12 protein-coding genes are annotated in these 12,362 nt (G+C 39.5%); all 12 read left to right on the top strand.

Annotation, left to right across the window (positions count from 1 at the left end; all coding sequences use genetic code 11):
* Positions 1 to 49 precede the first annotated feature (49 nt).
* Positions 50 to 2,293, top strand: coding sequence for a bifunctional serine/threonine-protein kinase/formylglycine-generating enzyme family protein (locus KUL10_RS13595; RefSeq protein ID WP_110429494.1), 2,244 nt, complete (start codon positions 50 to 52; stop codon positions 2,291 to 2,293).
* Between the two features lies 1 nt (position 2,294).
* A complete protein-coding gene (locus KUL10_RS13590; RefSeq protein WP_110429493.1) occupies positions 2,295 to 4,493 on the top strand; it encodes an FHA domain-containing protein in 2,199 nt (732 codons plus the stop codon).
* On the top strand, positions 4,486 to 6,081 hold the full coding sequence (locus KUL10_RS13585) for a hypothetical protein (RefSeq protein WP_110429492.1): 1,596 nt from the start codon (positions 4,486 to 4,488) through the stop codon (positions 6,079 to 6,081). The genes KUL10_RS13590 and KUL10_RS13585 overlap by 8 nt, the downstream gene beginning before the upstream one ends.
* Positions 6,078 to 6,641 (top strand): hypothetical protein, encoded by a 564-nt coding sequence (locus KUL10_RS13580; RefSeq protein ID WP_110429491.1) that lies wholly within the window; start codon positions 6,078 to 6,080, stop codon positions 6,639 to 6,641. The genes KUL10_RS13585 and KUL10_RS13580 overlap by 4 nt, the downstream gene beginning before the upstream one ends.
* A gap of 37 nt (positions 6,642 to 6,678) precedes the next feature.
* Positions 6,679 to 7,953 (top strand): hypothetical protein, encoded by a 1,275-nt coding sequence (locus KUL10_RS13575; RefSeq protein WP_110429490.1) that lies wholly within the window; start codon positions 6,679 to 6,681, stop codon positions 7,951 to 7,953.
* A gap of 87 nt (positions 7,954 to 8,040) precedes the next feature.
* Positions 8,041 to 8,580: a hypothetical protein gene (locus KUL10_RS13570; RefSeq protein ID WP_110429489.1), complete on the top strand. Its 540-nt coding sequence runs from the start codon at positions 8,041 to 8,043 to the stop codon at positions 8,578 to 8,580.
* Between the two features lie 17 nt (positions 8,581 to 8,597).
* Positions 8,598 to 9,497, top strand: a complete 900-nt coding sequence (locus tag KUL10_RS13565) for a hypothetical protein (RefSeq protein ID WP_110429488.1) — start codon at positions 8,598 to 8,600, stop codon at positions 9,495 to 9,497.
* A 30-nt stretch (positions 9,498 to 9,527) separates the two neighbouring features.
* Positions 9,528 to 9,926 (top strand): hypothetical protein, encoded by a 399-nt coding sequence (locus KUL10_RS13560; protein ID WP_110429487.1) that lies wholly within the window; start codon positions 9,528 to 9,530, stop codon positions 9,924 to 9,926.
* Positions 9,926 to 10,513: a hypothetical protein gene (locus KUL10_RS13555; RefSeq protein WP_233499831.1), complete on the top strand. Its 588-nt coding sequence runs from the start codon at positions 9,926 to 9,928 to the stop codon at positions 10,511 to 10,513. The genes KUL10_RS13560 and KUL10_RS13555 overlap by 1 nt, the downstream gene beginning before the upstream one ends.
* Positions 10,510 to 11,013, top strand: coding sequence for a hypothetical protein (locus KUL10_RS13550; RefSeq protein ID WP_110429486.1), 504 nt, complete (start codon positions 10,510 to 10,512; stop codon positions 11,011 to 11,013). Before KUL10_RS13555 ends, KUL10_RS13550 begins: the two co-directional genes overlap by 4 nt.
* Positions 11,014 to 11,037: 24 nt before the next feature.
* Positions 11,038 to 11,874: a hypothetical protein gene (locus KUL10_RS13545; protein ID WP_110429485.1), complete on the top strand. Its 837-nt coding sequence runs from the start codon at positions 11,038 to 11,040 to the stop codon at positions 11,872 to 11,874.
* A gap of 110 nt (positions 11,875 to 11,984) precedes the next feature.
* Entirely contained in the window at positions 11,985 to 12,353 is a 369-nt protein-coding gene (locus tag KUL10_RS13540) for a hypothetical protein (protein ID WP_146216785.1), read from the top strand.
* The last annotated feature ends 9 nt before the right edge of the window (positions 12,354 to 12,362 follow it).

The raw sequence follows: 12,362 nt of genomic DNA, 5'->3' as shown, positions 1-12,362 counted from the left end.
AGTAAACTACTACTAATAACGCACATTATTTGAGGGTAGTGGGAAAGTCTTGAGCGATGAGTTTGGAAAATATAAAGTCATTAAGCAACTTGGTGAAGGGGCGAGCAGTTACGTCTATTTGGTAAAGTCACCACATTTAGATATACCCGTTGCTCTCAAAGTCTTTAAAAGCACTGATAATGCGCTAGAGACAGACTTTGAACAGTTTAAAGCAGAAGCAAATTTACTGCATCAACTCAATGGCCAACCCAACATTGTTAGCTTAATGGATGTCGAGCAGCTTGCAGATGGTCGTTGTTTCATCGTGATGCCGTATTACGTGTCAAATTTGTCGCAGTTACTGCAAAACGTCAACAAATTACCTTTATCCATTTTTATCAGTCTAATTGAACAAATATTGACAGGGCTTTCTAGTCTTCATAGACGGGGATGGGTTCATCAAGACATTAAACCCGCCAATCTATTGTTGGATGAACAAAATCGTGTTTATTTGGCCGATTTTGGTATTGCACAAACTATAACAACGCATTCAGCCGATACCAATCAATCTAAATCCCGTATTGGTACACCCGAGTACCTATGCCCTGAGTTATTTAATAATCCCACGCTGAAAGCAAGTCCAGTCAATGATATGTTTTCAGTTGGCGTCGTGCTTTCAAAGTTATTTAAAAAGATTGACATAAAAGACGAAGGGCTTAACGACGCGATTAAAGGGTTTATTGCTCACTGCATGTCGCCTAATATGAAAAATCGTGTAAAAGATGCTCAATCTGCGCTTTCTAGTTTCCAGCAAACAATTAGTACACATCAAAACTGTGGTGATATCTGCAGCACAAAAGAAGAAGTAACACAGGAAGTTAATCATCGTGAATATTTGAGTGAACACGCTAAGACATTGATTCAGATGATTAGAGGAGTGCTGATTAATGTGGGAACCATCACTAAAAAGGACCGAAGGAAATTCAAAGCTTCGTCTTATTTTAAAAGCTTGTTAATCGAAGGGGATCATTCTGCAGCTGCTTCGAAGCCCTTGAATGCAGATACATTGTTAGATGGACTGATTGACAAAGTGATAACAGAGCTTGATACCACTTCTCCAAACTGGCGAAATCTCGCTCGAAATGACTCAAAATTATCTAAGCAGTTAACTCGTCGATTTAAAAGAGGGGTTTGGGCAAGTATTGCTTTATTTCTAATTGTCATTTCAATGATATTGATAAACGACTTTTTTCAACAAGACAGCAAGATTGATTCAGGTTCAAAAGATAGTTTGTTGACGATAAAAGAATCTAAAGATCAAGCTAATGTAGAAAATAACATCACTTCAGAAAGTAAAATGCTTGAGAACCAAGATGTACCTATATTTTATTCTCAAATTTCTATTACAACGATGCCAAAAAATACAGATATCTTAATGTTCAATGAAGCATCACAAGTCGTGCCTCTCGATGAAAACAATAGTGCATTTCTCACGCGAGGTACATATACAGTTCGGGTCAGCAAAAATGGATATAACACGCTTAATCAAAGGATAGACTTAACACAAGACATGCATTCATTTGAGTTTGATTTGACGATTGGTGATACTCGTTACTTTATAGGCAACACAGATAAAACTGTTACTGATGGTATCCCCATTGAGTTTATTCTCATGCCAAAGGAGTCGGGGTTGAGTGATTCTATACGAATGATGTCTCACGAAGTGACAAACGCCCTATATCAACAGTGCATAAACGAAGGCGCTTGTCGGTCTTACAAAAAACTAACAACAGATCCTCGTCAATCATTTTTCGATAATCCAAAACATCCGGTAGTGAATATTAGTTGGTTTGATATTGTCGAACGCTTTATACCTTGGTTATCTAAACATACGCAGTCAACTCTTCGCTTGCCTAGCGAGCTTGAATGGCAGAATGCTGCTGCGGCTGGGAGTCAATCCCGCTTCAGTTGGGGGGATAGCATGCGCAACGGCCTTGCTCATTGCCGAAACTGCAATGCGATTAACAACCGCTATACAATGCCTGTTAGGCAGTTCCCACCTAATGCCTTGTCGTTGTTTGATATGTTAGGAAATGTACAAGAGTGGACCAACGATTGCTGGCAAGTATCAGCACAAACGCCGGTGAGATGCGATCAAGCAGTCGTGAAAGGTGGATCATGGTTAGATGGAAAGAGCGCATTGCAGTTAAATACTCGTACTTTTTTAAGTAAAACAGCGCGTTCGCATAGCACGGGATTTAGACTAGTCGAAGAAGTCGAATCGCGTGCCGCCGCTCCTATTGGTGAGCGATAAAATGACTTTTTTGATAGTTAAAAAACTTTTGCTATTACTCGCTATCGTGGTGAGTTTCAACACCGTAGCATCAAGCGAAAAGCATCGAGTTGTGGTATTAAATGGAAGTGTTAATTATGGAATATTTGAAAACAACAAAAAGACATTAAATGCATTAATACAGCAGACAGTGACAAGCATTGCGTTGCAAAACAATTTGAAAGTCGTTACGTGGGACTCAAGTTATGGCGCTTGCGAGAAAAGTTTTTGCGGATATCAAAATGCAGATAGATTAAACGATGCCCTACTTGAACAAGGATCAAAGCCTTCAATTTCGCTTTTAGTTCACGTCAATGATTTGTCATCTGTTGGTATTCAAGCCATCGATTTACTATCGAGAGAAATTGTTTCTAGCATCACACTAGACTTACCTAAAGAGTTATTAACTCGCCCGACCCAAAACCAATACACGGTTGCGTTGGAGCGAGTGGTTTCAGACGTAGGCTTGTTAGTGATACAGCAAATTCGCAATAGTAAGCACTTGTATAAATTTGAATTGAGCTTTGTTGATTTAACACAAACTGAAACTCAAGCGTTGCAGGCGAATCTAAATACCCTTGGCGAAAGAGTTGACTCAGATATAGATCTAATTAGAAGTGAAGTCGTCAGTGCCTGGTTAACTGATAATTGGTTTCTTTTATTTGATAGTACTTTTAGCGTGACGACGAGTATCTCACCTACCGAATTTTGGCAGTTGTTAGTGCCCATCACTGAAAAAAGTGCGCTTTCTATGACGTTTAACGATTCAAATATTACAGTTTCTAGAAAGGGGACTGCGTTTTTATTCCAAAAGATATTAATTTCGGTGGTGACGGTTGCCTCTGTTTATTTAATTATTAATTACCTGTGGTGGCAATTTATGAGCGCAAGGTTGCAAGTGCTCAGCGCTCAAAACAGAGTGAGTAAATGGCTTAGTATTTATCACCTATGGCATTATTCACCGTTTGTTTTACCTCAAGTAATAAAAACGCAAGCATATGATATAAAACAACAAAAAAAGCTTTGCGATCAGTACTCCTTAGAAATTCAAAAAGCAATAGATAGCCAACGTTGGCAGCAAGCAAATGATTGGTTATCTCAGTTGAAAACTATCGACAGAGAGCATTGGGAAATTTTTGAGTTGGAGCAAGTCATCAGTAATGGCATTCATTCCGAAAATAGTCTGAGTTTAAATACTTCTCAAGTTAAGCTTTCACTCTCTTCTGCGGTCAATGCACTCTCCCAAGGCAGCATTTACCATGCTTACTATTATTGTCATTCAGCAAAAAAGCAGTGTAATTCGACGCAATATCAAGAGTTGGCGGCAATAGATAAACTATTGGTAAAAGTATCTAAAGCAGTCACGGATCGACTTCTAAAACAAGACATTAATACGCATGCGGAGCTTCGGGTGGTTTCACAGAACATAAGCACCGGAATAAGTACTAAATTAGCTAACTTAAATTATGTGCTGTCCAACAAAAAGCGGATTCAATTGGGGAGAGGTCATCAAGCTTTGTCAGATTCATCTGCTTATCTGCCAGACACCTGCTTTTTTCAGATTAAACATAGCGCAGTGTCGAGTTTTCATAAGCATCTCCTTATTTCAAAGGAACATGGGGAGTTTTTTTGCAGTGACTTAGGCAGTAAAAATGGCACTTGGCTTAATCAATCTTTTTTAGATGAGCGCTTAACCCCCATTTTGCAAAATGACACCATCAGCCTGAGTGCAAAACAAGGAGCAACACCTGTTCAGTTTCTTATCAGCACAGATAAAGTCAATCAGAGCCTTTTATTGCAATTGGATAAAGCTAACGTTTCTTTATTTGATAAGGGGCAATTGACCAGTATTTGGAGAAACTTTAACGAAATAGAATCTACTGATTTTTGGTTGGTGGGAGAGGGTATTTATGTTTGCTTTGACGATACTGAAGGTTTGTATCTGTGTCATCTATATCAATTATCAAATGTAGATCTGGTCATTGCAAAAATTATACACGATGGTGCGTGGCACATCGTACCCGATGAAAATGAACAGCTTATTGAGTCACTTTATATTAATGATGCTTTACTGGTGGGTAAGGTGTGCCTTGAATCAAATGTGAGTATTCGTTACCGACACGCGACTTTAACCTTTAAATATGACACTCATCAGAAACTGACCGAGAGTGACCATGCCTAGTATAATTTCAGTGGGTATAAGCGAAAGTCTATTAGCTGATTTCGAAGCGCTCAGAGATACCTCCTCAGTAAGTGGCAAAAAATATCATACAAAAACAATTGATCGTTTATCGCAATACATATGTTGTCGTAACTATGCAAAATTGAGTTTAGAACTTTGTTACCTAGTTTGGGCCGTGGTTAACTACAAGCGCGATTCAGCTGCACTATTGAATTTCTTTTGGATTGATGAAGCGATAACACCTAGTGCTTTTAGAAAAGCGTTTGAGCACAGCCACCAGGCAGAATGGCTGCCGTCAGACTCCAAAATATATATTGATGAAATGGGCTTGTGTATTCAATTCAAGTACAGCAAGTTTGTAATTTCTGCAACACGTATTAGTTTGCTCTCTGCATTTTTAGAACTGCTTACGACTCATATTCACCATCTATTGGATGAACTGGAAGCAAACTTGATGGGGACAGATGAAAAGTCAATAAAACAACACGCCAACACTTTACAAAAACAAATATACGATTGGTTAAAAGCACATCTTCCGAGTGCAAAAGTCCAGCAAAGGTTTAGGCACATTGAACAATGGACCCAGAAACAAGCGCCAGCGGGTAAGTTCGATGATCATAAGGTAATAAGATTTTGGCAAGATAGTCGCGATATCGACGGCTATGTCAAATACACAAGTGCATTAGAAGATGTAATAGATTATGAGCTTGCAAAAAAGTCTTTGTTACAAGCTCACGAGGCTCAACATGCTTTGTCATTGGATGAATATGCACAAATCGTTAGCCAAGATGAAATTTCACTGTACGAAAGTGCATCAAACATTTTTGAGGCATTTGAAAAAACACCCTTGAGTTCGACGCCGAAATTTTTAAGTAGCAAGCAAATCGGGTTGGTTTTACCGCATATCACAGTTGCAAATCTAAATGACAGCCTACCGCTTAGTGCATGGCGAGCAAGCGTATTTGGTCAGTGGCAAAGTCAATTGATTCAGTTATCTCGTAGCACACAAATACAAGATAAAACACATGAACGCTCACATCCGATCGAAAGTTATGAAACACATTATCAACAACTAGTTAGCCTCAAGAAAGCAATTAAATTAACACTCTTGTCATGCGTAGCAGTCTTATACAACAAAAAAAGCCTTGCTTGTTTAAGTGTATTAGATTGGGTGTTACAAGACTTAATAGACGCCGCTCAGTTATCTGCACTTCGGTTGTTTTTTCAAGCCAATATCACCGAAGAATCGGCGAAGGGAACTAACGAATTGTTTGTCATGCTCAAGAGGTGGCAACTTGAAAAGCCTGTGTTGAACAAGGTGTTCAACTTGGCTCAAGATGCATTAAGAAAGAATAATAAACAAGGCTTTAAAGATTGGCACAAATACGATGAAGACGCATATCTAGAAGGCAGTCAACAATTAGTCAATTTGGATGTGTTAGTAACAAAAGCCATCAGTACTTTTGTTTCATCTGTTGGAGAAACCACCAAAGAAATATCAATTTTAGAGGCGTGCGTTGTAAATTTTAGCGCTGATCTTTGCATATTCACTGAAGAGTTAAAGCTACGCCACCGAGGGGCTATATGAATCAGTCAATAACAAGTGCACATGAACAATTATTCGCCATAGCAAAGGCGACGAGAAAACTGTCCGAGCAAGCACACAACGAAGTAACGACAAGTGTTAATAAGCAGCATAAAAAACCACTACTTTTCAACGACATTGTAAAAACAGCGTGTTTACCTCACTTAGCTGCATCAAAAGCTAATTTGGTGAGAATAAACAAATCATCTATACATATGCCTCAATATTTATGGGTTTTGAACAAAATAAGTTTGTCAATCAGTGACGCCCAAGCAGCTGCCAGTTCAGTTGTTGAGGCGCTTGTGCGGCAAACTGATAAATTTGAATTGCGAGTTAGGGATGTTGAACATGATGATTCATTGGCCAGCGTCAACCTGCTATTAAAAAACGCTTCATCAACGCAAACCCAGGTGGGTTGTCACCTGCATATGGTTTTAAACAATAAATGCTCTGTTTTGAGTTTTATGACGTTACAAGATAATAGAGCTGAACTAACATTAGCAAAGACATCCCAAGAGTACGGGGTTTTGATCAATGATGATACGTTTATTCATTTGAGTTAACAGTTTAGATAGTTGTGATTAAATTATAAGGAAAGCCATGCCAGTTAAGGTTCATATTTATGTGGCAACGACTCATGGGCTAGTGGCAGTTCAAAATATGACACTGCTAGAAGAGCAGGGTACGCGCTCAATCGTGACCATTGATGGCAGCGCTAAGTTAGCTGGAATCAGTGATGCTTATGATTTCTTTGTTAAATCTCCCACGGGCTTAATTCATAATCATTTTGGTGGGTCAGCATATAGAATAAATGTGGATAACGCGATCGACCAAGGAGAAAGCTGGCAATTAGGTTTTTATTTGGCGCATTTGCTGTATGCGAACAATCAACTTGCTCAAAGTGAAATAACACAAGGTGATATCGCTCTTTGCGTGACGGGTGCAGTATCAACATTTGATATGTCGGTTAAGAAAATCGAGGGCTTAGAAAAAAAGATAGTAAGTGCAAAAGGACAAATAATGCACTGGATGAGCAATGGGATTATGGTTCAATGGATAATGCCAAATGCCAATGACGTTGGACAGACACTCACTTTACCTTGTAGTGGTTTTGGGGCGAGTTCGCTGTTTGACTGTGCTAGCAAGCTTTTATCAAGGGGAGTGCTGAGAAGTATTCCAGAATGTTTATCAATTCAACTTGAGGAAGATAGCCCTCAGCTTGAAATGCTATTGCCATTAAAGAATACCCCGAGTATCTCTGATTATGAAGAACCGGAATTCGAAAAAAACGAAACGAAAATCACTAACCAAAATCAAAAACAAATCTATATTGTTTCTGGTGCATTGAGTTTGCTAGTCGTTAGTGTCTTAACGATTTTTTTATCCCATCATTATTTTTTAAATAGTCCGTCGCCAAGCATATTGAAATCAACATTGTCTGATAGCGGCATATGCGACCACACTAGTTTTCAACAATCTAACACATTGGATGATTTACCAATAGTGACGTTGCCTAAACTTTCCTTAAGCACATTATGTGAGCTCAAATTAGGATTGGACAATAAGATTAAAAGCGTATGGTTGGTATCAGATTCAGGGGCGCTCGTGAGACTAGCTAAGCTTGAAAATAGCTGGCAAATCCCACTGCCAGACAATAGGCGCATCACACGAAATTTCACCTTAGTACTTTCTGAGCGATATTTAGATGAAGCCGACCATCAATCGTTGAACACATATCTTAGGACTACGGCTAAAGGTTTTCAGCAAGTTGGTTTTGTCGACACCTCTGAGCGTTTTGACCTTGCAACAATATCTCCTTGGTTCTCACAACAATCATACAGCGTCAATTTTATTGTAGGGAAACTAAGTTTATAAAAAGTTTTTTTGAAAAAATTCTGTTATAGATAAAAAAACCTCCCAAAGTGTTTCATACCCAATCGTAACTCATGATTGGAGATGAATATGACCTCTAAATACACATCAAAAATAAAGCCTATCGCTATTTTGTGTTGCGCAATTACCTTGTCAGCTTGTTCGGCAACGTCTGGATTTAGCAATCAACAGCAAGATGAGCAATTTAATCAGTTGAAACGTGTTGATTTTGCCTGCGAGCAGCAAGTCAAACAAAGAGAGAGTGCGCTAGAAAGTGGAACAAATCTTGGTGCTTACATGGCCTTAGCCAATCATGCTGAACGTTGCATCAATGGTATCTCGTTTTTTCCTAAACACCCAGATAACCAAACTGCGATGCAATTTAATGCATTAAGCGTATTAAATTTTATTAAAGCGGGTGAACTAAAAAGTGCTAAACAAAGCCTTGAGCAATTTCGCAAACGTTTCCCAAGACAAGACTTAGTAATGCCTGATTACACTTCATTTGTTGATACTGCAACGGCATTGCTGGCTCGAGATGGTCTGACTGAGCGCCAACTTAACCTTCTAAATATCAACTCAACCTTAAAGTCAGAATTGGCTCGTCAGCAATATTGGTCAATCAATTAGGGAAACGGAGTATCTTCATGAACAAAAACTATCAACAATCATATACAAGCAGTTTGCTTACACCCAAGGTTTTTAAAATTGCATTGCTCACTGCTTCTATTGCGTTTACGAGCACTGTTTCTTTTGCTTCGACCCAAAACTGGCAACCAGTGGCTAGCGAATCATTAATTAAGCTGCCCGCTAATCTTATAGAAAAGCGTATTCAGCAAGATTTTGAAATGTCACCTATGGCGCAGTCATTATTATCCATTGAACAGGAGGTTTCTGCTGCGAGTGAGCAAATTAAAAACCTTCAAGCATTGGTTGTCGAAGCCCCTGAGGGAGAGTGGATTGAAGAGCGCGTGAATTTAGTTCAGCTAAAATCAAGCTATTTAGACCTGATGCAACAAAGCCAAAATCTCAGACAAGACGCATTAGATAGAAAGCAGGACTTGTACGAAGATGTTTTGACTAAGCTACATAAGCAGGCAAATCTGGACGCTAAACAAGCAACAGCCAAGCTTAAACAACAGCAGGAAAAAGCTCGTCAACGCATGGAGGCGGTAATGGCACAAGTTGATCAAACTTTGTTGCACGATGGTTATGACAAACCAAGTCCTTATGCAGATGAGTTTGCTCATAATCTTTCAAAAATCGAGCAGTTAAAGCAAGCTATTTCTGCGCACAAGGCTTCAGTTGCACCCACTATTGATGGTGTTGAGGTGAGCGCACAAGAATATGTTAGACAACTATTAATGCAGGCATCGACTGAACAGTCTTTGCTAGATCAGGAGTCTTTAATGCTTAGCTATATGGCAAAGTTGGTAGCCTTGGATGCTCAAGCGTTAGAGTATGAAATCGCTTACGAGCAAGAAGACGAAGGTTTCAACCAAGCTCAAATGACCAAACCTGCACAAGCTGTAGATTTGTTTTTATAGCCATAACTTCGTTCGTTTCTGGAGATAATCATGAAAAAATCAATAGTAAATACCCTCGCGTTGTCTTTGTTATGTGCATGCAGTTTTTCTGTGCTAGCAAAAGACCCTTTGTTCACACTTAAAAATTTAGAAAGAGAGCGCGCTGCGCTAATTAATGATTTGTTAGACACAGAGGCCGATGCACAGCAGCGACTATCTAAAATTAAGCTAAAACAACGGCAACTTAGTGACATGGAGCGCATGGTCCTTAGAGATGAGCGCCTCGTGCAATCAAATAGCCGATTGGCTCAAAAAGCGTTTGAAAACTATGACTTAACTTTTTTGGTTCATGCAGGCGCTGAACAAAAGAAGAGTGCTACCGAACAATGGTTGAACCAGGTCCGATTAACAAATAAACGAATTTTGAGCAGCAAAGCTGGGTTTAGATAATGAAAGCGGTGAGTGATATAGATGACAACCGATATTTCAAAGTTTCGGCGAAACGCAAGCTACCAGCAGAGCAAAAGTCGCACATTAATTTGTCTCAAGTTATCACGTTTGCAATAGCCACTATTGTCATCTTGCTAGCGATGGCAAGTTTTATTACCGACATGAATTTAGCGGATATTTTGACATGGGTTGAGGCTTATTTCGGGGTGTCATTTACGCTGATTTATTTTGTATTGATGGGCGTGGGGGCAATATCCTTTGTCAGAATTCATCATGATATAAAGCCAGAGTTCTGGTACGAGGTTGGCCAGCAAGCGGGCAACGGTATTTCGACACTTGCGTTAACGTTCACTTTGCTAGGGATAAGTTTAGGAATAGGAACCCTATCTGGTCAAGCTCTCACACCTGAAACAGTTGAACCGTTAATTGGTGAATTAACCGCACAATTCTCACTAGCGTTTATGACGACGGTAGTTGGGTTGCCAAGTGCAACTTTAGTACGCGCATCAATATCAATAAAGTTTGCTGCTCGTGTGAGCCAACAAGAGGCAGAATCTACGATATTTATCAATGGAGAAAATAAATGAAGACACTATTTTTTATTAGCGCCTTTGTCGGGTTTGTTTATTTGGTTGTCCAATCATCATTCGGTCAATCTTGGCTGTCGAAATTTGATAGCAATAGTAGAGTTACACCCATTAGTGTTACAAAAGAACAGCAATTTCTAGCGCGCGTAGTTGCGCTAGAAACTGAGATGAAGAAGCTAAGTCTGTTAGTCAATCAACAAGCTGAACTCGTAAAAAATAATCAAGCTAGAAACGCATTAATAGCCTCTGAACCTACAAAACGAATGGACAATCTTAACGAAGCATCAACAAATCAAACCGAATCCGCTGCAAATATTGAAGTTAGAGCTGCTAATCAGAATAAATTTCGACTTGCTAAGGAAGGGGGGCCAGATATAGATCAGCATGCGAGTGTAACTTCAGCAAATAATGAGCGAGCCAAACGCATTGAGCAGCAAGCTAAACTTAAGGATGTTATCAATAAAATGGAGCTAGCCTCTTTACATCTGCTAGCACAGTAAAATAAGTATTTGGGAAAAGTTGAAGTGATCATTGCTGATAATCAACGTTTAAACAATATCGTTCGAAAGCCGTCTTCTCTTGTGGCGCTAGTGATATGTGTTTGGTTACTTGATGTATTTCTAATACCGATATTTGACTCGCATAACGAAAACGACAAAGAAAACGACATCAAAGTAGAGAACCAGGTCGCTACACCCTCATTGGACGAGGAACTGATGGCAAAGGACTTGCCAAATGTAGTGCATTCAACTTATGTCAATTTACCACCCGCGCCGGTTGTGAAACAAGCTCCTAGTGAGACTTTTGTCCCAAGCTCGCCAACGCCAAGCCCGCAGCCATTGAAGACTAGTGAGGTGGTTTACTCTGAAGTCGAATTCTCTCAGCGTGTTGAACAAAACTATCAAAGATTACAACACTTAGATTCAAATTCACTTAGTTTAGTGTTGCCGGAGGGAGAACGCGAACGGAGCAAATTTCTTCAGTTTATGTATAGCTGTCAAGGGATGCAATTTGGAGCGCTCGTGGAAAACGATGGTCAGTCCTCCTTAATGGTTTTGAATGAAGTTAAGTCGGTTGGCAAAAGTGATTTGTTGAGAGTGGCACATGGCAGCTTAAGTGCAAAAGAAATGCGCTTGCTCAACGCATATGCACCCAACGCGTTACCGGTAAGAATCTTTCCAAGGCAGATTGATTTGAGGCTGAGTGCATTTATCGCTGCACAGCTAGATGGTGAGCCTTTAACCCAGTTTCAAGCGGTTTATGCTATGGCTCAAAATTCATTGCAACTGACGGATATTGTTGTAAATGAACGCTTCGTTAAGCAAACATGGGTGTTGGCAAAATCTAATTGTATTGTTTAGTAAGATTTTATATTACACTTAATAATCAACAAGATAGCTATCTCCAATAGTGTGGTGATTGTTCAATGATTTTAAGAAACTTGCTTTTCATAATTGGTTTGACATGCTTTATGTTTCTTAGCGCGCCGTGTTTTTCTCTAGAAACCGTTAATTCAAGCGATACCGTGCAAGAAAAACGCCTAAGCAACGACGCGATTATTATTAATCTTAGTGGCATTAATAATATTGAATATCTTCGCTTTCGTGAGTACTTAGTTCAGTATTCTGGCTTTAAAGAAATTGAGCTTGTTCAAAAGTCCGCTTCACGTGTGGTCATGACTTATGAAACGAATTCGTCAATCGCATTACTTGAAAACAATATCCGACAAACCGCGAAAACACTTGGGTTAGAGGTGTTTATTGAGGTGAAAGCGGCTGCCATTGATCTAAAAGTGATAGGACGAAGAAACACTGACTCACTGCGCTTTGGCGAATGGTAACAAGAAAAG

Origin of the sequence: Glaciecola sp. KUL10 (assembly GCF_003203515.1) — a bacterium.
Classification (GTDB): domain Bacteria; phylum Pseudomonadota; class Gammaproteobacteria; order Enterobacterales; family Alteromonadaceae; genus Glaciecola.
This window is presented reverse-complemented; position numbering and strand designations above follow the sequence as displayed.